We start from the raw sequence: 21,306 nt of genomic DNA on the forward strand, positions 1-21,306 counted from the left end.
CTTCCCGGGGCCTTGACATTTTAGTCGGTCGCCCGTCTATTATCCGGCAATCTCATACATCCAGAAGGACCAGACATGACCGTCGTCACGCTCGGGGTGCACATCGTCGACGTGCTGGCCAGGCCGGTGGAGTTCATCCCGGAGGGCCAGGACACCCACCTGCTGGAGCAGATCCGCGTCACGGCCGCCGGGGCCGCGGCCGGAACCGCCGTCGACCTCGCCAAGCTCGGGGTGCCGGTCGCCTCGGCCGGAGCCGTCGGTGACGACGAGCTCGGCGACTTCCTCGTCATGATCATGGGCCGGCACGGGGTCGACGTCCGGGGCGTGGTGCGCAAGCCCGGCGAGCAGACGGCCGCGTCGATCCTGCCCATCCGCCCGGACGGCGGGCGGCCCTCGTTCCACGTGCCCGGCGCCAACCTGGGGTTCTCGCTCGCCGACCTCGACCCGGGCCTGCTCGCGGGCGCCGAGATCGTCCACCTCGGCGGCATGGACGTGACCTGGGGCCTGCACGACCCGGCCTTCTTCGAGGCGCTCGGGGCCGCGCGGCACGGCGGGACGCGGATCACCATGGACCTGCTGTCCAACATGCCCGACCTCATGCCCGGAGCCCGTGCCTTCCTGCCGCACGTCGACTACTTCCTGCCCAACGAGGAGCAGGCCCTGATGATCACGGGCGCCTCCGGGGTGGAGGAGGCGGCGGCCAAGCTTCTCGCCGAGGGGCCGTCCGGGGTCCTGATCACCCTCGGGAGCGAGGGCAGCCTGGTCGCCACGGCGTCCGGCCTCACCCGTGTGCCCGCCCTGGAAGTGCCGGTCGTGGACACGACGGGGTGCGGCGACGCCTACTGCGCCGGGTTCATCGCGGGGCTGCTCGGCGGCCGTGACGTCGTGGCGGCGGCCCGGCTCGGCACGGCCGTGGCGGCCCGGGTCGCCGGAGGCCTCGGCTCCGACGCGGGACTCGACGGCCTGTCCATCGAACTCATCGAAGGGGCCCGGTCCGCGGCGGACTCAGAAGGCACCGAAGGCACCGAAGGGATCTGAGCGACATGTCTGACGCACACCTCCGCGAGAGGGCGGCCAAGGTCATTCCCGGGGGCATGTACGGCCATCTCAACGCGGCCATCTTCGCCCCCGGCTTCCCGCAGTTCTTCGTGCGGGGCGAGGGCTGCCGCCAGTGGGACGCCGACGGGCGCGAGTACGTCGACCTGATGTGCAGCTGGGGACCGGTCATCCTCGGCCACCGGCACCCGCGCGTCGAGGAGGCCGTGGCCGCGCAGCAGGCCGCCGGAGACTGCCTGAACGGGCCGGGCCCGGTCATGGTGGAGCTGGCCGAGCTGATGGTCGACACCATCCCCTCGGCCGACTGGGTGATGTTCTCCAAGAACGGCACCGACGCCACGACCCAGGCCCTGATGGTGGCGCGTGCCGCCACCGGGCGCAAGAAGGTGCTGGTGGCCCACGGCGCCTACCACGGAGCCGACCCGTGGTGCACTCCGAGCCTCGCCGGCACCACGCCAAGCGAGCGCGCCGACCTGATCGAGTACCCCTACAACGACCTGGCGGGCGCCGAGGCCGCCGCCGCCCGGGCCGAGGGGGACGTGGCCGCGATCATCGTGACCCCGTTCAAGCACGACTCCTTCGAGGACCAGGAGCTGGTGGACCCGGTGTTCGCCCGAGGCCTGCGCGCGCTCGCCGACCGCATCGGCGCGGCCCTGGTCATCGACGACGTCCGGGCCGGCTTCCGGCTCGACCTGCGCGGCTCCTGGGAGCCCCTCGGCGTGCGGCCCGACCTGACGGCGTGGAGCAAGGCCATGGCCAACGGGTACGCGATCGCGGCCGTCACCGGCACCGACGCCCTCCGCGGCCCCGCCCAGACGCTCTACTCCACCGGGTCGTTCTGGTTCTCCGCGGTGGCCATGGCCGCGGCCAAGGCGACCATCGAGACGCTGCGCGACACCGGCGGCGTGGCGCTGATGGAGCGGGCGGGCTCCCGGCTGCGCGAGGGCCTCGCGGCGCAGGCTGCCTCCCACGGGTTCGTGGTCAACCAGACCGGCCCCGCGCAGATCCCGTGGCTGTCCTTCGAGGGGGACGAGACCCTGGAGAAGGGCATGTTCTGGTCGAGCGCCTGCCTGGCGCAGGGGGTCTACCTCCACCCGTGGCACAACTGGTTCCTGTCGGCCGCGCACACCGACGCCGACATCGACAGGGCGCTCGCGGGCACCGACGCCGCGTTCGGCGAACTGAGGGCCAAGTTCGGCTCCGACTGATCGCGTAGCCGTCCCCGGGAGAGGTATCAGGGCGGCGCCTGCCCGCTCTTGATAGGCGAGGCGGCCCAGCGGCACCGTGGCCGGGGGCGGCGCCTCGGAAAGCGGGAGCCATGGATGTGCAGGCGGAGACGCGGCCGTACACGCGCGTGGACAGCGTGGACAGCGTGGACGGGCAGGTGGCACCGGGGGAGTTCGCCTGCCCCGGGTGCGGCGCCGTGTCACGGCTCGGGCCGGTGGGACGGGCGCCCGGCGGCCGGGCCGGGACGCGGTCCTGGGAGATGTGGCTGCGCGGCCGGGGGGACGAGGTCACCGCGATGGTGCGCATCGGCGGGCGGGTCACCGAGCGCAACGGCACGGGCGAGGTGGACGTCGTCGCCATGCTCGCCGACGCCTGGCGCGCTGCCGGCGGCTAGAGCGGCCGTACGGCCGTCACGGCCGTCCTGGCCGTCCTGGCTACGACAGCCAGAACGCCGGGAACGGCGGAACGGCGGAACGGCGGGAGCTCAGTCGGTGCCGTCGAAGAGGCGGCGGAGCTCGGCGCGGTCGCTGAGGCCCGTGCGCTCGTAGACCGCGCGCAGGTGGTTGCCGACGGTGCGGATCGACAGCACCAGCCGGTCGGCGATGTCGCGGTTGCTCAGCCCGTGCATGGCGAGCTGGGCGATCTCCAGCTGGCGCGCGGTGAGCTCCGGCGCGGACAGGCCGTGGAGCGCCGGAGTGCGGGCGCCCTCGCACCTGCGGGCGAGGGTCCACGCGCGGGTGGTGGCCGCGAGCGCCGCCCTCTCGCTGCCGTCCTTGCGCAGGCGGTGCGCCGCCTGCGCCGCCGCCTCGGCCGCGTGCAGGATCATGCCGAGCTCCTCGAAGCCGTCGGCCACCGCGAGCAGGGCGGCGCCGTCGCCCGCCACGGCCGCGCGCGCGTGGTCGCGGGCCAGCAGCACCCGGCGCCCGTCGTGCAGCGCGGGCAGCTCCTCCAGCCGGGCGAGCGCGTGGGCCGCGCCGCCGAGCCGCACGGCGTCGTGCAGGGCGACGAACTCGAACCCCGGCAGCTCGGCCGCACGGCACTCCTCGGCGAACGCGAGCGCGAGCTCCACGGCCGCGCCGGTGTCGCCGTACGCCGCGGCGACCCACACGCGGGTGAGCGACACCCAGCGCGTGAACCCGGTCCAGGTGGCCCGGTTGCGGGCGAGCGCGTCGTCGAGCGTGCCCTGGGCGCCCTCGGCGTCCCCGAGGAGCGCCTGGGCGGCGGCGTAGGCCCCCATGCAGCCGCCGACGGTGAGCGCCGTCGGATGGTGGGCGGCGTCGTGCAGCACGCCGAGGGCCGTCTGCACCTGCCCCCGCGCCGTGGCGAGGTGCCCCTTGGCCAGCGCGAGGCTGCCCTCGCCCAGCGACCAGCCGCGCTGGGCCGCGACGGCCTCCTCCATCGAGCCGGCCGCCTCCTCCATCGCCGGCAGGTCCCCGGCGAACAGCCCGGCCATCGACCACGCCGAGTGCAGCGGCGACACCATGGCCGGGATGGAGTCCTGCCAGGACCCCGCGTCCGTCAGCGCCTGGCGGGCGACGGACACGGCCTCGCCCGTCCGCCCGGCGTAGCAAAGGGCGAGCGCCTGCGCCTTGAGCGTCTGGATGCGCTGGGGCCCGGCGGGCACCGCGCGGAGCAGCTCGGCGCCGAGACCGAGCGCGGTGCGCGGCTTGGCCGCGCTGGAGGCGAGGTCGAGGCGGCGCATCGCGATCTGCCGGCGCGACGCGGGGTCGCCGAGGGCGGCCTCGGTGCGGTCGAGCAGGTCGAGCGCCTCGTCCAGGCGGTTCATCCCCCAGGCGAGGTTGCTCGCACGCGCCAGCGCCAGTCGCGTGCCGGTCGACTCGTCCAGCCGGGAGTCCCAGCCCGCCGCCGTGTCCGCGGCCTCGGGGAGCACCTCGGCCCCGTACGGGGAGCCGGTGCGGGGCCAGGTCTGCGGGGAGGTCAGCACCGCGTGCGCCTCGTCGGGGAACTGCGCGTAGTCGAGGACCGTGGCCAGCAGGATGGCCGCCTCGACCCCGCCGCCCGCCGCCAGCGCCGCCCGGCCGAGCCGGATGGCGAGGGTGTAGTCGTGGGTCGCCCAGGCGAGCCGGCACGCCGACAGCAGGGGGCCGGCCGGCGCCTGCCTGCCGCTTTCGAGCTGCCACACGGTGAGCCGCAGCAGGTCGTCCCGCCGCCGGGCGCCGCTGCGCTCCAGCGCGCCGGCCAGCGTGGCGTAGCGGTTGCGGCGGCGCAGCGGGGGGCACCCGGCGCGGGCGACCTCGCCGTAGAGGGGGTGCCCGAGGCGGACCACCACGCGACGGCCGTCGCCGGTCATGCGGATCAGGCCGCGCCCCTCGGCCTGCTCGACGGCCTCGGCGGAGGTGAGCTCCAGCAGCGCGGCCAGGCTGATCGGCTCGCCGAAGGCGGTGAGCTCGAGCACGGCCCCCGCCTCACGGGACAGCGCCCCGATGCGCTCGCCGACGAGCTCGGTGAGCCGTGGCGCGAGCGGCGGCTCGCCCGTGAGCTGCCACATGCCCCTGACCTGCCGCAGCGTGCCCGCCTCGCGCGCGGCGCCGACGAGCTCGTGCAGGAGCAGGGCGTTGCCCTCCGTCGCCGTGCCGAGCCGCCGCACGGTGGCGTCGTCGGGCCTGCCGCCCAGGGCGGCGGTGAGGATGGCCGCGCTGTCGCCGAGGGTGAGCGGCCCGATGTCCGCCCGGGTGGCCAGCCCGTCGCGCCAGAGGGCGGTGACGCTGTCGGGCGCGGGCTCGCCGGTGCGCAGGGTCGCGACGATCAGGGCACGTTCCACGGTCACCAGGTGGTGCACCGCGGCGGCCGAGGGGCCGTCCAGCAGGTGGGCGTCGTCGACGGCCAGCACGGGCCTGCGGCCCCCCGCGTGCGCCCGCACGGCGTCCGCCGCCCACCGCAGCGGGTTGACCAGCCCCGGAGGCGCCTCCGGCGGCAGCAGCCTGGCCAGCGCGCCGTACGGGATGCCGCCCGCCGCCCTGGTGGCCCTGATCGGGATGACGGCGTAGGCCGAGGAGCCGAACGTGCGCAGCACCTCGGTGGCCAGCCTGCTCTTGCCCACCCCGGCGGGGCCGGCGATGACGACGCCGTGCGCCGTGCCGTCGTGCGCCAGGCGCACGAGCCGGGCGAGATCGTCCCGGCGGCCCGCGAACGGCCACATCGCCATCTGCCGCCTCCCGCCCGCTTCCTTGTCCGGCCTGTTCGCGATCGTCTATCGTCCGCTTGTGGAACGCTGGGGAGCCAGATATCTGGTCGAGTGCCCGAGGTGTGAACGGGGCACCCTGGCGCGCGAGCCCGACGGCCCGCACCGGTCCTTTCTGTCTCCTTTGCTCGCTCCTTATTCATTATCGGTGTGCCAGGTGTGCATGCACGTCCTTTTACTCGCACCCGAGGAATCCGGCGACCCGTTCGAGGAGGATATGGCCGAGCGGCCGCCCCGCGCGGCCCGCGTGCTGTGGCCGGGGGCAGGACGGCCCGAGGGCGGGGAGCTTCCCGAGCACCTGCGCGCGGAGCTGGGCGAGGCCAAGGCCTGCCTGCGGGCGGGCGCGCATTCGTCCGCCGTCGTGATGGTGCGGCGGCTCCTGGAGGGCGTCTGCGCAGATCACGGCGTGCGGGTCTCTCCGCTGTCGCAGGCGCTGAGGGAGCTGCGCAGGCGGGGCCTGATCGAGGGCAGGCTGCTGGTGTGGGCGGAGGACCTGCGCCTGATCGGCAACGAGGCGGCGCACATCCGGGCCGGGCGGATCCCCGCCGAGGACGCGAGGGACGCGGTGGTGCTCGCCGAGGCACTGCTCGATTATTTGTACGTATTTACCCCGAAATATCGTGACTTTAGAAAGAGGCGTGAGGCGGCCGGGACGCGTTTTCCCGCCCCGGCGCGCGAGCGGCTTCCCGATACGCTGGCGGTCAGGAGGCTGCGCCGGTCACGGGTCGCCTTCTCGGCCCATTCCTATTCGCACGATCCGGCTAAGGCGAGATCCCAGAAGTCGGTCGCCGCGGAGCTGGGGGTGAGCCACGACCGGCTGTTCAAGGGGGTCGTCACCTACGTCGACGGGCACGTGGTGCTCGCGGTGGCCCCGGTCGGCGCCGCGGTCGACCTGGTGGGCCTGGCCCTGGCCGCCGGCGGCGTCCAGGCCCGGGTCGCCTCGGCGCCCGAGGTCAGCACGCTCGGCACGGACGTGGTCAGCCCGCTCGGGGTGCCGCTGAATGTGCCCGCGGTCGTCGACCCGAGCGCCCTGGGCCACCGCACCGTGTACGTCGCGAGCGGCCGGCACGGCCTGGAGCTGGAGCTGGCCCCGGCCGACCTCGTCAGGGTGCTCGGCGCGCGGGTCGCCCCGATCACGACCCCGGCCGCCGCGCCCCTCGCCTGAGCTCGGCCCTCAGCCGCGGAAGCGCACCCACTGCAGGTCGTCGTGCCGGACGCCGTCGGCGCCCGGGAGCAGCGACTTGATCAGCGCCTCCCGCGAGAACCCCGCGCGCTCCAGCACGCGATGCGACGAGGTGTTGCCCGGAGCGGTGCCCGCCACCAGCCGGTGCAGCGACGTGCCGGTGAACGTCCACTCGGCCAGGAGGTTCACCGCCCTGGTCATGAACCCCCGCCCGCGGAACCCCTGCTTGAGGCTGTAGCCGACCATGGCCTGCCCGAGCGGCGGCACGATGTTCATGAGCTGGATGTGGCCCGCGAACTCACCGGTCGAGGCGTCCCTGACGCTGAGCTCGGCGCGCTCTCCCGACGACCACCACATCCCGGTGTACCGGCAGCGCCGCAGGGTGTCCTCCATGTCGGGGGCCTCAGGGGGCACGCTGTACCGCAGGACCTCGGGCTCGCTCATCATCTCGTGGTAGGGGCCAGCGTCGGCCAGGGTGAGCGGCGCCAGCAGCACGACTCCGTCCGACAGCGACCCGCCGGGCAGGTCGGGCAGGAACGACCGCTGGGGTTCCCCCGGGTCGAGGGCCAGGCGGCCGTAGCCGACCGCGTCGCCGTAGCCGCCGCCCCGGCGCGGGACGGCGCCGCGCTGGATGCCCTCGCGCTGGAACCCGGCGGCCATCGCAACGCGCTGGCTCGCGACGTTCTCAACGTCGGCGACCAGCTCGACGCGGTGCACCCCCTGGGAGAACGCCCACTCGGCCAGCGCACGGGCGGCCCGCGTCGCGAGCCCCCTGCCGCGCGCCCACGGGGCCAGCAGGTAGCCGATCTCGCCCGCGCCGCGTGCGTTGAGCGGCTTCAGCCCGATGTTGCCCTGCCATTCGCCGGTGGCGGCGTCGGCGATGGCGAAGGCGGCGCCGCCATGGCTCCAGTCGGCGGGGACCACCTCGGTGACGAACGCGAGCGCGTCGTCACGGCCGTAGGGGGAGGGCACGGTCGGGATGAACCTGACGATCTCAGGATCGGCGCAGCCGCGGCTGATCGCCTCGGCGTCGGTCTTCAGGTGCTCGCGCAGGACGATCGGGCCCGCCGGGATCACGTCACGGGGGAACATGCCCAATTGCTACCAGGTACGGACGCTGAGGGCGAACCTTTTTCGCACTGGCCTCACGCCTCCCACGGGCCATGCGGTCCGCCACGAGTGGGCGGCGCGCGCATATAGCCTTGCGCGCATGGGTTTTCGCAGGCACGGGCCCTTCCAGCCCGGTGATCAGGTTCAGCTCACCGACCCCAAGGACAAGCGTCACACCGTGACGTTGCGGGAGGGCGGCGTCTTCCACACGCATAAGGGGTCCATCCCCCACGACGACCTGATCGGGCAGCCCGAGGGCTCGGTCGTGCGCTCCTCGGGCGGCACGTCCTACCTCGCCTTCCGTCACCTTCTGGAGGACTACGCGGTGTCGATGCCGCGCGGCGCGGCGGTCGTCTACCCCAAGGACGCCGCCCAGATCGTCGCGATGGCCGACATCTTTCCTGGGGCCAGGGTCGTGGAAGCAGGGGTCGGCTCGGGGGCGCTCACCTGCTTCCTGCTGCGGGCGGTCGGCGAGAGCGGGCGGCTCACCTCCTACGAGCGCCGGCAGGACTTCGCCGACGTGGCGCGCAAGAACGTCGAGAAGTTCTTCGGCGGGCCCATGGAGCAGTGGCGGCTGGTGGTGGGAGACCTCGTCGCCTCCCTCGACGAGCCGGACGTCGACCGGGTGATCCTCGACATGCTCGCGCCGTGGGAATGCGTGGACGCGGTGGCCAAGGCCCTTACACCTGGCGGTGTTATCTGCTGTTATGTAGCGACAACCACACAGTTGTCCCGTACGGTGGAAACCCTGCGCGATCACGGAAGTTTCACGGAGCCGCATTCGTGGGAAACCTTGGTCCGCGACTGGCATGTCGAAGGGCTCGCCGTACGTCCGGGTCACCGGATGATCGGGCACACGGGTTTCCTCGTCGTGTCCCGTCGCATGGCGGACGGCGTCACGCCCCCGCCCAGGCGCAGGCGCCCTGCCAAGGGTGCTTATGGGGAGGAGTCGGGCACATGAGCTCCGAAGCCTGGCAAGGCGTTCCGGCAAACAATCATGCTTGTGCGCGCACCATGGGAACAGAAACGCGTGCGTAGCTGCTTACAAGCAATGAGCCGCCAATAAGGCATTAAACACTGAACACTGGATGTAATGACACGAACACTCCCTGGCCAGGTTACGGATGCCCCCGAGATAGGTAGGGTCTTGAGTAGTCGCCCTCGACTGGGAAGGAGGTGACTGTGGCAGCTCGCGAAGACGCTGAGGCTCGAGCCGCCCAGCGCGAACGAGAGGTCGCTGACCTCACAACTCAGGTCTCCTTCCTCCAGGAGGAGATCACTGCGTTGCGCCGGAAGCTGGCCGAGTCTCCCCGGCAAGCCAGAGTCCTGGAGGAGCGGCTCCATGAGGTGCAGGCCAGTCTGGCCGCCGTCACCGGTCAGAACGAACGACTGGTGGCCACCCTCAAGGAGGCGCGGGATCAGATCGTCGCACTCAAGGAGGAGGTCGACCGGCTGGCCCAGCCGCCATCCGGTTTCGGCGTGTTCCTGGAGGCCCGTGACGACGGCACCGTCGAGGTGTTCACCGGCGGGCGCAAGCTCCGGGTGAACGTCAGCCCCGCGGTGGACGTCGACTCGCTCAGGCGCGGTCAGGAGGTCATGCTCAACGAGGCGCTCAACATCGTCGAGGCGCTCGGCTACGAGACCGTCGGCGAGATCGTGATGCTCAAGGAGCTCCTGGAGGACGGCCAGCGCGCGCTGGTCATCTCCCACGCCGACGAGGAGCGCGTGGTCCGTCTCGCGGAGTCGCTGTTCGACCAGCCCATCCGCGCGGGCGACTCGCTGCTCCTGGAGCCCCGCTCCGGCTACGTCTACGAGCGCATTCCGAAATCCGAGGTCGAGGAGCTCGTGCTCGAGGAGGTCCCCGACATCTCCTACGAGGAGATCGGCGGGCTCACGCGGCAGATCGAGCAGATCAGGGACGCCATCGAGCTTCCCTACCTGCACGCCGACCTGTTCCGCGAGCACAAGCTGCGCCCGCCCAAGGGCGTGCTGCTGTACGGCCCGCCCGGTTGCGGCAAGACGCTCATCGCCAAGGCCGTCGCCAACTCCCTGGCCAAGCAGGTCGCGGAGAAGACCGGCCAGTCCGGCAAGAGCTTCTTCCTCAACATCAAGGGCCCCGAGCTCCTGAACAAGTACGTCGGCGAGACCGAGCGGCACATCCGCCTGGTGTTCCAGAGGGCCCGTGAGAAGGCCTCCGAGGGCACACCGGTGATCGTGTTCTTCGACGAGATGGACTCGATCTTCCGCACCCGTGGCTCAGGTGTCTCCTCCGACGTCGAGAACACCATCGTTCCCCAGCTCCTGTCGGAGATCGACGGTGTCGAGGGCCTCGAGAACGTCATCGTCATCGGCGCCTCCAACCGCGAGGACATGATCGACCCGGCGATCCTGCGGCCCGGCCGCCTGGACGTCAAGATCAAGATCGAGCGGCCGGACGCCGAGGCGGCGAAGGACATCTTCTCGAAGTACATCACCACCGAGCTCCCGCTGCACGAGGAGGACCTCGGCGAGCACAGCGACTCTCGCGAGGCCACCGTCGCCGGCATGATCCAGCGAGTCGTCGAGCGCATGTACACCGAGAGCGAGGAGAACCGCTTCCTCGAGGTGACCTACGCCAACGGCGACAAGGAAGTCCTGTACTTCAAGGACTTCAACTCCGGAGCCATGATCCAGAACATCGTGGACCGGGGGAAGAAGATGGCCATCAAGGCGTTCCTCGAGACCAAGCAGAAGGGGCTGCGGATCTCGCATCTGCTCGCCGCCTGCGTGGACGAGTTCAGCGAGAACGAGGACCTGCCCAACACCACGAACCCCGACGACTGGGCCCGCATCTCCGGAAAGAAGGGCGAGCGGATCGTCTACATCCGCACCCTGGTGTCCGGCAAGCAGGGCACAGAGGCCGGGCGGTCCATCGACACGGTCGCCAACACCGGCCAGTACCTCTGATTGATACCGGCATGCGACGGCGTGGTTCCTCCCGGAGCCGCGCCGTCGCTGTTTCCGAGCCCGGTCCGCGGGCAGCGGACCGGACGGTCTCGGTGGCCGTGCGACGGTCTAGGCTCGTGGTGACGGGCGACGCGACGGCGATGGTCCGGGTGCGAAGCACAGATGAAGGGCTGAGAGCGTGACGGTACGGCGGGTGATGGGCATCGAGACCGAGTACGGTATTTCCGTACCCGGGCAGCCGGGCGCGAACGCGATGGTGACCTCCTCACAGGTGGTCAACGCCTACCTGGCGGCCTCAGCCGCCCGGGCGCGCCGCGCCAGATGGGACTTCGAGGAGGAGAATCCACTTCGCGACGCCCGCGGCTTCGACCTGGCCCGCGAGATCGCCGACCCCACACAGCTCACCGACGAGGATCTCGGGCTGGCCAACGTCATCCTGACCAACGGCGCGCGGTTGTACGTCGACCACGCCCATCCCGAGTACTCCACGCCCGAGTGCACCAACCCCCGGGCCGCCGTGATCTGGGACAAGGCCGGCGAGCGGGTGATGCACGACGCCGCGGTCCGCGCCTCCGCGATGCCGGGGAACGCCCCCATCCAGCTCTACAAGAACAACACCGACAACAAGGGCGCCTCCTACGGCTGCCACGAGAACTACCTCATGCGGCGGGCGACGCCCTTCGCCGACATCGTCAGGCACCTGACGCCGTTCTTCGTCTCCCGCCAGGTGGTCTGCGGGGCCGGCCGGGTCGGCATCGGGCAGGACTCCCGCGGCGAGGGTTTCCAGATCAGCCAGCGGGCCGACTTCTTCGAGGTGGAGGTCGGGCTGGAGACCACGCTCAAGCGGCCGATCATCAACACCCGTGACGAGCCGCACGCCGACCCCGAGAAGTACCGCCGCCTGCACGTCATCATCGGCGACGCCAACATGTCCGAGATCTCCACCTACCTCAAGCTGGGCTCCACGGCGCTGGTGCTCGCCATGATCGAGGACGGCTTCCTCACCGGCGACCTGTCGGTGGAGAGCCCCGTGGCCGCGCTGCGCGCCGTCTCCCACGACCCGGCGTGCAAGTACGAGATCACCCTGCGGGACGGCCGCAAGATGACCGCCGTCCAGCTCCAGATGGAGTATCTGGAGCAGGCCCGCAAGTACGTCGAGGACCGCTTCGGCTCGGCCGTGGACGATCTCACCAAGGACGTGCTCAACCGCTGGGAGTCCGTGCTCACGCGCCTCGCCGAGGACCCCATGCAGCTGTCCAGGGAGCTCGACTGGGTCGCCAAGCTGGAGATCCTGGAGGGCTACCGCTCGCGTGACGGCCTGCCGTGGTCGCATCCCCGGCTCCAGCTCGTCGACCTGCAGTACTCCGACATCCGTCCCGACCGGGGCCTGTACAACCGCCTCGTGGCGCGCGACCGCATGCAGCGCCTGGTGACCGAGGAGGACGTCCAGCGGGCCATCGAGCTGCCGCCGAACGACACCCGGGCCTACTTCCGCGGCCGGTGCCTTCGGCAGTACAGCGAGTCGGTCGCCGCCGCCTCGTGGGACTCCGTGATCTTCGACATCCCGGGGCGCGAGTCGCTGCAGCGGGTGCCCACCTTGGAGCCGCTTCGCGGCACCAAGGCCCACGTGGGCGAGCTGCTCGACCGCTGCCGCACCGCCGCCGACCTGGTCAGCGCCCTCACCGGGGAGCGCTGACCGCCCACCGCGCGCCCACCTCGCGGCGGTGGGCCGCGCGGCCCTGAAAGGTCGCTGATCTACATTGTAAAGGCGCCGGGCGGGAACAGCCCGCTGCCCGTCAGCCGCATGGGGGGCACCGCGATGCCCTCCTTGCGCAGGATGTCCGACAGCACCAGCGCGGCCTGCTCGCTGGTGAGCCGCTCCGCCGGATCCGGTTCGAGCAGCCCCTGGAGCAGCGCGCCCAGCGCCCCGGCCCGCTTCGGCGGGCGGGGCTCGTCGGGGGAGCGGGCCGCGAGGATGTCCCCGCCCCCGGTGGCCGGGGGCCTGCCCTCCACCGAGAAGTACAGCGTCGCGCCGAACGACCACAGGTCCGCCGCCTGGGTCGCCGGATGGCCGTGCAGCCGCTCAGGCGCGATGTAGCCGGGGGAGCCCACGATCGGCATGGTGTTCGTGTGCGAGGACTCCCCCTGGAGCACCGCGATCCCGAAGTCGCTCAGGACGACGCGCTCGCCCGTCAGCAGCACGTTGCCCGGCTTGATGTCCCGGTGGAGCACCCCGGCCGCGTGGGCGTGCCGCAGGCCGCTGAGGAGGTGGAAGCCGATCCAGGCCGTCCAGTGGACGGGAAGGCGCCCGAGGTGCCACGCGGTCGCCTGCAGGGTGAGGGCCTCCACCAGCTCCATGACGATCCACAGCCGGCCGTCCTCCTCCAGGAGGTCGTGCACGGTCACGATGGCCGGATGGCTGAGCCTGGCGGCGGACCGCGCCTCGCGCAGCGCGTGGCGCCTGGCCGTGTGCACGTCCAGCTCGTCGTCGCGCGCCGGCCGCAACTCCTTGATCGCGACGTCGCGCGCCAGGCGCCGGTCGTGCGCGCGCCAGACGATCCCCATGCCCCCTTGGCCCAGCGGCGAGATCAGCCGGTACCGATCTCCGAGCAGCTGTGCGTGGTCCGCTCTCATCTCACCCGTTCACACTCGGCATCATGCCCCTGCCCCCACGGCCGTTCCATTTTCCGTCTGGAGCGGGATGCCTATGGGTGGATCACCACAGAATGCCACAACGTACGGGGTAACGATCTGCTTTACAGGAGGCCGATGCCCAGGATGAGGGTGCCCGCGGCCAGGCAGGCGCCGCCGAGCCCGGTCAGCCAGATGAGCTTGCTCGGCCGCGTGTCGCCGGGCCGCACCACCGACAGGAAGAACCCCAGGGGCATGAGGATCGGCGCCGCGGTGACCAGGACGCGCACGAGCTGCCTGAAACCGTCCGTCAGGTCGGCCTGGTCGACATAGAGCATGACCACCAGGGCGAAGAGCACCAGCACGCCCGCGTGGGCGTGGCCGGCCCGCCACAGGCCGCGCCGCACCGGGTTGTCGAGGTAACCGGGGGTCCTGCGGCCGATGAACGACAGCAGGGACGCGCCGCCGATCGCCACCGCGGGGACGGTGATGAGGAGAACTCCTGCGGTGGTGAGAGATGCGGGGGACATCTGGGAACCTCCATAGTTGGACAGTGCCCCTATCCAATCATTGGATAGGGGCACTGTCCAGTTGGATAATTCACACCAATTCGCCTGATTTGCCATAGCCCCTTGCGGGGAGGTTGTCTGACAGGACGGCCCTCCTCCAGACGGTCTCGCGTAGATCACAGAACGATCCGCGCGAATTGTCGTCCGGTTCGGGGAAGATATGAATCAGATGCGTCCCCCAAGCGGAGGTACCACATGGCGACGAAGGACACCGGCGGACAGAAGCAGACCAGTCGGCAGGACACCGAGGTCGAGGAGACCGAGGCACAGGCGTCTCCGGACGTCCAGGAGCGTCAGGAGAAGCTCACCGACGACGTCGACGCGATTCTTGACGAGATCGACGAGGTTCTGGAGGAGAACGCGGAGGAGTTCGTCCGCAGCTACGTGCAAAAGGGCGGTCAGTAAGGGTCAGAGGGTCACCCCGCTCCGCCCCCCGCGCACGGCCTCCGGTCAGGTGACGTGAAGCGTCGCGATCTCGAAGGGGCGGAGCGGTAGTCGCACGACCCCGCCCGCGGCATCGAGCGGGCGGATCGGGCGGCCAAGGGTGTCCGCGAGCCGCGCCGCGGTGAACGGGCCCCGCACGACCGCCTCGGTGGGTGACGGGTGCTGGGCCACCAGGCGGAGCTCCAGCCACCCGTCCCGCCCGCGCAGGGCGCCCAGCGTGACGCCGTCGCCGCTCACCGCGAGAAGCGGGCCGGTCCCGGCATCGCGGGCCGATCCCGCGCTTCCCGAGCCGGGCACGGCGAGCAGGTCATGCCGGTACTCCTCGGCCAGGCGCACGAGCCCCGCCTCGTCCCAGGTCCCCTCGTACAGATGCACGGCGAATCGCGTCGTGACGGTCCCCGGGCACTGGGCGTCCGGGGTGGCGATCTGCGGCCCGGCCGGCTCGTCCCGGTAGGCGTTGTGGTTGCGCGACAGGTAGCCGACGGCCCGGAGCAACGTCACGGCCAGCTCCCCGCTCGTCCCGCCGCCGGGCGGGCACACCAGTTCGTACTCGCTGACGTGGTCGAGCAGCACCGCGAGGCCTCCGGCGGCGACGAACCCCGACGCGGGGAAGGTGGGCAGCGGCACCTCGCCGCAGCCGCCCTCGCCGGTCAGCCCCCGCCGCACCACCGCGTACTGGCCCCCGGCGTACGACTCCCCGGCCGGCCGGGGCAGGGACGCGTGCCACCGCACCCGGTGGTCGCGGCACGGGTTGCCGAACGTCGTCGCCAGCCGGACGTACGGCTCGCCCGCCCTCAGTTCCACGCGGGTGGTGACGGTGACCTCGGCGTCCTCCTCCGAGCGCGCTTCGGCCGTGGCGTGGCTCGGCCAGCGGTATCCCCTGGACACCTCCATCACCGACACGAGCGGCCCCGAGCACACCGTGGCGACCTTCACCCAGGCGGGGGCGCTGATCGGCCGGTCGGCGGCGGGGGGCGCGTAGTTGTAGGTGTCACCGGCGTCTCCGCCGTCGACGATCAGGCCCACGCCGTCGGCCCGCAGGCCCGAGGCGGTGCGCAGCGACAGCGTCCCGTCGGGCGCGGCGGACACCCTCAGCAGGCCGTTGTCCACGACCCCCTCGGTGATGATCTCCGCTGCGCGGTCCGCGGGCGCCCCAGCGCCGTTCTGGGGCCTTCCAGGGCCCCTCTGCCCGTCAGGCGGGAGCGCCTCGCCGGTGGGGGCCGCGGATGTGAGGACCGTGCGTCCGAGCGCGGGCACCTCCACCCGCGCCGCGACGGTGACCACCGGCTCGGCGACCGTGCGCACCCGCCACGCGCCGGGAGCGGACGCCGCCGCCGCGAGGATCGCGGCCCTCAGGTCGGCGTACTGGTAGCCCGTGGTCGCGTGGCGGCTCACGACGACCGTGAAGACGTTCCCTCCGGCCGCCGTGTCCGCCGACCAGGAGACGATCTCGTGGCCGAACAGCTCGCGCTCGTGGATCCGCCCGAGGAGCTGCGCGAGGTCGTCCATGGACGACTCGTCCAGCAGCCGCGGCGCCCGGTCCAGCGGCTGCACCGGCACCGCGGAGCCGTCGGGCGCGGTCAGGCGCGACCGGTCCTCCGGCAGGTCGGCCAGGACGAGCGCGGTGCGTGCGAACGGCGAGGGGTTGACGACGACGAGCCGGTCACGCCCGGCCCTCGCGGCGAGTGAGGCGCTCACCAGGTCGACCACCGCCTGCCCGATCTGCTCGGCCTCGGCGACGCGCGCCTCGACCTGCCGGGCGGTCTCGTCCGCGCCGCACCCGGTGATCGAGTCGTGGCCGCTGCACGCCACCAGGCCCCGCCAGGCCAGCTCGATCAGCCGTTCGCTCGCGCTGCGCTCGCCCGCCGCCCGGCCGCCGGTCCCGTGCTCCTCGTGCTCGCTGTGCCGGCCGGGGGCGTCGTCGCCGAGCCACAGCGCCGACAGCGGCTCGGCGTAGCGGGTGACGATGCGCTCGGCCCGTCCCATGACCTGCTTGAGCGGGATACGGGCGGAGATGACGCCCGGCAGGATGTTCGCCCGGGCGTGGGAGCGCAGCTCCCCCTCCACGACCGGAAGGCCGCTCGTCTCCGCGCGTCCGGTCGTGGACCGGAGATACTCGCCGAGCGTGGCGAGGCGCAGGCCCGCGGCGGTGATGTCCCCCGAGGGCGCGGAGTGGTCCGCCCCGTACATCGCCAGCAGGGGGCCCTTCGGATGCCAGGGCCGCATGGTCGAGGTGAACGCGTCCAGCCGGTCGGAGAGCCCCTCGGGCGGCCCGGTGAACATGGCGACCGCGTTGCCGTACCCGCCCGGCAGGTACTGGGTGCGGATGACCGTGCCGTCGGCGCCCTTCCAGGCGAACGCGTCGCGCTCGACCGACAGGGGGACCCCGCGCCACAGGCAGGCGACCGGCAGCCCGGCCAGGGCGAGGATCTGCGGCATCTGGGCGCAGTGCCCGAACTGATCGGGGAGGTATCCCACCTCCATGGCCCCGCCCAGCTCACGCGCGCCCCGCAGGCCGTACTCAAGGTTGCGGATCAGGGTCTCGCCCGAGCACAGGAACTCGTCGGCCAGGATGGTCCAGGGCCCGGCGGCGAAGCGCCCCTCGGTGACGAACCGCGTGAGGTCGGCGCGGCGCTCGGGCCGGATCTCCAGGTAGTCCTCGACGGCGGCGAGCTGGCCGTCCATGGTGAACCGGTAGGCCGGGTCGGCCGCCATGGTGTCGAGCACCTCGTCGAGCATCCGCACCAGTCCCATCCGGAAGCGCTGGAACGGCAGGTACCACTCGCGGTCCCAGTGGGTGTGGGGGACGACGACGATCTCACTCAACGCGATTGCCTCCAGGGTCTGCCCGAGGTCAGGTGCACAGGGCCATGACCTCGTTCCGTGTGGTCTCCAGCCGGTGCGGGCCGGGGCGGGCGGGCAGGGTCACGCGGTCGCCGCGGATCACCGACCGGTGCTCGGGGCCCCACAGGACGAGCCCGTCGCCGCCCAGCACCAGGAACTCGTCCCCGTGCCGCAGCAGCAGTGGCCCGAGGGGGCCGGCCGAGACGGCGGTGCGCCCGGCGCGTACGCCCTCCACGATCGCGGGACCCGCGCCGTGCCCCTCGGCGAGCACCCAGGTGCAGGGGGCGCCGGGCGGGTGGTTCTCCTCTGGCCGGTGGTAGTCGCCGCCGCCGACGAAGACCAGGTCGTCGCGCCAGGCCTGCGCCCACGACAGGGGCGCCCCCCAGGTGCGGTCCCACCAGCCCGAGTGCCAGATCTCGGCCGTGCGGGGGCGCTCGGTGAACGGGTGCCGCCACGCGCAGTCGGCGGCCAGGGGATGGTTGACCGACAGCAGGCCGCCCCCCTCCCGTACGGCTCGCGCCCAGGCGTCCGGGGGCTCGCGGAAGTCGATCCAGCCGAGGTCGCCGAAGGCGTTCGCGTGGCCGAGGTCGGTCGTGACCTCCTGACCGGGGATCAGCGTGATCCCGGCGGCCGAGGCCACCCCGGGAAGTTCGGCGTGGTGGCTGACGGTGTTGTGGTCGGTGACGGCCAGGAAGTCCAGGCCCTCGGAGCGGGCCAGGACCGCGAGCTCGGCCACGGTCAGGGAGCCGTCGGAGTGCACGGTGTGGGCGTGCAGCTCCCCGGCCCGCCAGCGCCGGCCGTCCAGCTCAGGAAGCCCCCGCAGTGCCGAGGCGGGCACGACGGCGGAGGACGGAGCGGGCGGCCCGGGCAGGGGAGGGGAGCCGGGGCCGGGCGGGGGAGTGGCGTGGGGGGTGACGGTGAGCTCGTACGGCAGGCCCGCGAACGGGATGCGGTAGAGCCCGAGCAGCACCCGCCAGACGCCCGCCTCGGGCTCTCCGGGCAGGTAGCCGGGCGTGGCCCACCCGGGCGCGATCGTGTAGCGGGAACGCGCGCCGCCCGACCACCCGCGGAAGCCCGCCGGGCCCTCGCACCCGAGATCGAGCACGCCCGACGAGCGGTCGTAGGACAGCTCCACGGTGAACGCGCGGGTGCCGGGCGGGAGCTCGACGGGCACCGCGTGGACCTGCTCGGCCAGCCGGTCGTCGAGGGTCCACCGCCCGCTCATCCTGATCGGCGCGGGAACGGCGCTCACGGGACCACCAGCTCGCCGTCGCGGTAGACCAGGGCGCGGGCATGGCGGGGGACGGCCCAGGCGGGGCCGCCCTGCGCGGGCTCGGCGTCTTCCGGGACGACCGCCTGGACCAGGCGGTCGCCCTCCTCCGATGCCACTTCGAGGGTCACGAGATAGGAGGTGCCCAGGTTCTCCACCACCGAGACGTGCCCGGCGAAGGCATCCTGCCTGGGGGACGGCGACAGGTCCATGTACTCGGGGCGCAGCCCGTACACGATCTCCTCGCCGTCGGCGACGCCCGGCGGCATGGGCAGCACGGCCCCGGCCACCCGTAGCGCGCCGTCCTTCGCGACGCCGGGCAGCAGGTTCATCGGCGTGGAGCCGATGAAGGAGGCGACGAAGGTGCTCGCCGGCCGCTGGAACACCTCCGAGGGGGTGCCGACCTGGGTGATCCGCCCGGCGGACATGACCGCGATCCGGTCGGCCATGGCCAGCGCCTCGGCCTGGTCGTGGGTGACGAACACCGTGGTGACCGCGAGCTCCCGCTGCAGGCGCTTGAGGAAGGTCCTCGCCTCCAGGCGCATCCGGGCGTCCAGGTTCGACAGCGGCTCGTCGAACAGGAACACCGTGGGGTGGCAGGCGATGGCCCTGGCCAGGGCCACCCGCTGCTGCTGGCCGCCGGAGAGCTGGGCGGGCCTGCGCGCGAGCAGCTCAGAGAGGCTGAGCCTCGCGGCCGTCTCGGCCGCCTTGGCCTCGCGCTCGGCGCGCGGCACCTTCTTGATCCGCAGCGGGTAGGCGATGTTCGCGGTGACGTCCATGTGCGGGAACAACGCGTAGTCCTGGAAGACCATGGCGACGTCGCGTCTGCCAGGGGGCAGCCCGGTCACATCGGCTCCGCCGATCACGATGTCTCCCGACGTGGGGGTCTCCAGGCCGGCGATGGTCCGCAGCAGGGTGGTCTTGCCGCATCCGGACGGGCCGAGCAGCGCGAAGAACTCGCCATCGGCGATCTCCAGGTCGAGGGAGTCGACCGCCCGGACGCCACCGGCGAACTCCTTGGTCAGGCCGTGCAGCGAGATCACCGTTTGATCCCTCCGTGGAAGCGGAAGCCGTACCTGCGGCTGACGAAGACGTACATGAGGACGACGGGAAGGGAGTAGAGCAGCGAGAACGTCGAGATCAGGTCGAGGCGCGGCGAGCCGCCCTCGGTGTAGAGGGTGTAGAGGATCACCGCGCCGGGTGACTTCTCCGGGTCGCGCAGCAGGATGAAGGGCGTCAGGAAGCTGCCCCACACCGAGGCGACCGCCCACACCGCGATCGTGGCGAGGCCCGGGCGGATCACCGGGACCACGATGTGCCGCAGGATCTGCAGCGGGCTCGCGCCGAACACCCGGGCCGACTCTTCGTAGGAGGTGGGCGTGCCGTCCATGAAGTCCTTCAGGATGAAGATCGCGGCCGGGAGTAGCCCCCCGGACAGCGTGAGCACGACGCCGAGGTGGGTGTCGACCAGGTTGAGCCGGGTGGCCAGCTCGAAGATCGGCACCATGGCGGCGGTGCCGGTGACCACAGACGACAGCAGCAGCAGGACGTACAGCAGGGCGTCCCTGCCCGGGACGCGCACCCGGGACAGCGCGTACGCGGCCAGCGCCGCCAGCACCACCACCAGCGCCGCGCTGGCCGCCGCCTGGAGCACGGAGTTGCCGAGCGAGCTGAGCACGTACGGGTTGTCCAGCAGCGCCCTGAAGTTGTCCAGGGTGAACGCGGGGACCGACGCGGTGATCGCCGGATGGGCGTCGAACGGGGCGGTGGCCAGCCACAGCAGCGGCAGCGCGAAGAACCCCGCCACGAGCGCGAGGAACGTAGCCCGCCCGATCGCCGCCACCGCGTGGCGCGCCCGCTCGCCCGCGACCGTCCCGGCAGGCGTCCCGGCCGCGCCGCGATCTCGCACGCTCACGCCGCCACCCCCCTGCGTCCGCGGAGCAGGCGCAGGTACACCAGCGCCAGCACGAGGTTGACGAGCAGCACCAGGAACGACACCGCGGCGCCGAAGCCGAGCCGCCCGGCGCCGAGTGCCACGTCGTAGATGTAGACCGGCAGGATCTCCGACCGGCCCTCGGGCCCGCCGGCCGTGATCTGGAAGCTCGTGAAGTCGTTGAACGTCCACAGGCTGATCAGCAGCAGGTTGGTCAGCATGTGCCCCCTGATCCTCGGGAACACCACGTCGCGCAGTTGCTGGAACGTCGAGGCCCCGGCGAGCCTGGCGGTCTCCAGGTGCGAGGGGGGCACGTTCTCCAGCGCGGCGCCGTACAGCATCATCGAGAACGCGGTGCCGCGCCAGACGTTGAAGACGATGATCGACGGCATGGGGTGGTCCAGCAGCCAGGCGAACCCGGGAGTGTGCAGCAGGGCGTTCAGCGTGCCCTGGTCGCGGTCGAGCAGGGCGATCCACAGGAACGCCACGACCGAGGAGGGCAGGATCCAGGCGAGTAGCACCAGGCCCTCGACCACCCGCTTGACCGGGCCCGTCCGGTTGCGCAGGGCCCAGGCGATCGAGAAGCCCAGCCCCGCCTGGCCGACGACCGCCGAGCCGAGCACGAACTGGACGGTCAGCCACAGCGAGGTGTGGAACCGCTCGTCCCCGAGCGCAGTGGTGTAGTTCTCCACGCCCACGACCCGGGGATCGGCCGCCGCGAGCCCGGTGAGCCGGAAGTCGGTGAGGCCGAGATAGATCGTCCAGAGCGCCGGGAAGATCAGGAACACCCCGGCCACCACCAGGGCCGGCAGCACGAACCCGACCGCCCTCGCCCTCCCAAGCCCAGCCGCGTCCGTGTTCATGGCGCTCGCTTCGCTCGCGCGGCGTTCG

Annotated in this window: 17 protein-coding genes; 8 read left to right on the top strand and 9 right to left on the bottom strand. The window is 72.2% G+C overall.

What is annotated here, in order from left to right; genetic code table 11:
- Positions 1-75 precede the first annotated feature (75 nt).
- The 3 genes from OG589_RS09855 (at position 76) to OG589_RS09865 (ending at position 2,677) form a co-directional block, all read left to right on the top strand.
- On the top strand, positions 76-1,038 hold the full coding sequence (locus OG589_RS09855; protein ID WP_405148073.1) for a carbohydrate kinase family protein: 963 nt from the start codon (positions 76-78) through the stop codon (positions 1,036-1,038).
- A gap of 5 nt (positions 1,039-1,043) precedes the next feature.
- A complete protein-coding gene (locus OG589_RS09860) occupies positions 1,044-2,264 on the top strand; it encodes an aminotransferase class III-fold pyridoxal phosphate-dependent enzyme (protein ID WP_405148074.1) in 1,221 nt (406 codons plus the stop codon).
- A 110-nt stretch (positions 2,265-2,374) separates the two neighbouring features.
- Positions 2,375-2,677 carry a hypothetical protein gene (locus OG589_RS09865; protein WP_405148076.1) on the top strand — a complete coding sequence of 101 codons (303 nt, stop codon included), beginning with the start codon at positions 2,375-2,377 and terminating at the stop codon, positions 2,675-2,677.
- A gap of 90 nt (positions 2,678-2,767) precedes the next feature.
- Here OG589_RS09865 and OG589_RS09870 read toward each other — a convergent pair whose 3' ends face one another.
- Entirely contained in the window at positions 2,768-5,449 is a 2,682-nt protein-coding gene (locus OG589_RS09870; RefSeq protein WP_405148078.1) for a LuxR C-terminal-related transcriptional regulator, read from the bottom strand.
- Between the two features lie 199 nt (positions 5,450-5,648).
- Here OG589_RS09870 and OG589_RS09875 point away from each other — a divergent pair, with 199 nt between their 5' ends.
- Entirely contained in the window at positions 5,649-6,650 is a 1,002-nt protein-coding gene (locus OG589_RS09875) for a YbaK/EbsC family protein (protein WP_405148079.1), read from the top strand.
- 9 nt (positions 6,651-6,659) lie between these two features.
- On the opposite strand, the gene OG589_RS09880 is transcribed toward OG589_RS09875, so the two are convergent.
- Positions 6,660-7,760: a GNAT family N-acetyltransferase gene (locus tag OG589_RS09880; protein WP_405148081.1), complete on the bottom strand. Its 1,101-nt coding sequence runs from the start codon at positions 7,758-7,760 to the stop codon at positions 6,660-6,662.
- Between the two features lie 118 nt (positions 7,761-7,878).
- Between OG589_RS09880 and OG589_RS09885 the strand changes: the two genes are divergently transcribed.
- From OG589_RS09885 to dop, 3 genes are all read left to right on the top strand, one after another.
- Positions 7,879-8,739, top strand: a complete 861-nt coding sequence (locus OG589_RS09885; protein WP_405148083.1) for a tRNA (adenine-N1)-methyltransferase — start codon at positions 7,879-7,881, stop codon at positions 8,737-8,739.
- 221 nt (positions 8,740-8,960) lie between these two features.
- Entirely contained in the window at positions 8,961-10,724 is a 1,764-nt protein-coding gene (gene arc, locus OG589_RS09890; RefSeq protein ID WP_405148085.1) for a proteasome ATPase, read from the top strand.
- 178 nt (positions 10,725-10,902) lie between these two features.
- Positions 10,903-12,420 (top strand): depupylase/deamidase Dop, encoded by a 1,518-nt coding sequence (gene dop / locus OG589_RS09895; RefSeq protein ID WP_405148086.1) that lies wholly within the window; start codon positions 10,903-10,905, stop codon positions 12,418-12,420.
- A 59-nt stretch (positions 12,421-12,479) separates the two neighbouring features.
- On the opposite strand, the gene OG589_RS09900 is transcribed toward dop, so the two are convergent.
- Together OG589_RS09900 and OG589_RS09905 are read right to left on the bottom strand one after the other, a co-directional pair.
- Positions 12,480-13,358: a serine/threonine-protein kinase gene (locus OG589_RS09900; protein ID WP_405148088.1), complete on the bottom strand. Its 879-nt coding sequence runs from the start codon at positions 13,356-13,358 to the stop codon at positions 12,480-12,482.
- A gap of 122 nt (positions 13,359-13,480) precedes the next feature.
- A complete protein-coding gene (locus tag OG589_RS09905) occupies positions 13,481-13,885 on the bottom strand; it encodes a hypothetical protein (protein ID WP_405148090.1) in 405 nt (134 codons plus the stop codon).
- A gap of 234 nt (positions 13,886-14,119) precedes the next feature.
- On the opposite strand from OG589_RS09905, the gene OG589_RS09910 reads away from it, so the two are divergent.
- Complete coding sequence (locus OG589_RS09910; RefSeq protein ID WP_405148091.1) at positions 14,120-14,329, top strand: ubiquitin-like protein Pup; 210 nt, start codon at positions 14,120-14,122, stop codon at positions 14,327-14,329.
- Positions 14,330-14,374: 45 nt separating this feature from the next.
- Here OG589_RS09910 and OG589_RS09915 read toward each other — a convergent pair whose 3' ends face one another.
- From OG589_RS09915 to OG589_RS09935, 5 genes are read right to left on the bottom strand one after another with little or no spacing between them, the layout of a single operon-like run.
- The gene (locus OG589_RS09915; protein ID WP_405148093.1) at positions 14,375-17,194 is read right to left on the bottom strand and encodes an alpha-mannosidase; all 2,820 of its coding nucleotides are present in this window, start codon (positions 17,192-17,194) and stop codon (positions 14,375-14,377) included.
- A gap of 28 nt (positions 17,195-17,222) precedes the next feature.
- Positions 17,223-18,464, bottom strand: a complete 1,242-nt coding sequence (locus OG589_RS09920) for a CehA/McbA family metallohydrolase (protein WP_405148095.1) — start codon at positions 18,462-18,464, stop codon at positions 17,223-17,225.
- Positions 18,461-19,525, bottom strand: coding sequence for an ABC transporter ATP-binding protein (locus tag OG589_RS09925; protein ID WP_405148096.1), 1,065 nt, complete (start codon positions 19,523-19,525; stop codon positions 18,461-18,463). Before OG589_RS09925 ends, OG589_RS09920 begins: the two co-directional genes overlap by 4 nt.
- A complete protein-coding gene (locus OG589_RS09930) occupies positions 19,522-20,397 on the bottom strand; it encodes a carbohydrate ABC transporter permease (protein WP_405148098.1) in 876 nt (291 codons plus the stop codon). The genes OG589_RS09925 and OG589_RS09930 overlap by 4 nt, the downstream gene beginning before the upstream one ends.
- Positions 20,394-21,278, bottom strand: coding sequence for a carbohydrate ABC transporter permease (locus tag OG589_RS09935; RefSeq protein WP_405148100.1), 885 nt, complete (start codon positions 21,276-21,278; stop codon positions 20,394-20,396). The genes OG589_RS09930 and OG589_RS09935 overlap by 4 nt, the downstream gene beginning before the upstream one ends.
- Between the last annotated feature and the right edge of the window lie 28 nt (positions 21,279-21,306).

This window comes from Sphaerisporangium sp. NBC_01403 (assembly GCF_045040145.1).
In the GTDB taxonomy this organism is placed as follows: Bacteria; Actinomycetota; Actinomycetes; order Streptosporangiales; family Streptosporangiaceae; genus Sphaerisporangium; species Sphaerisporangium viridialbum.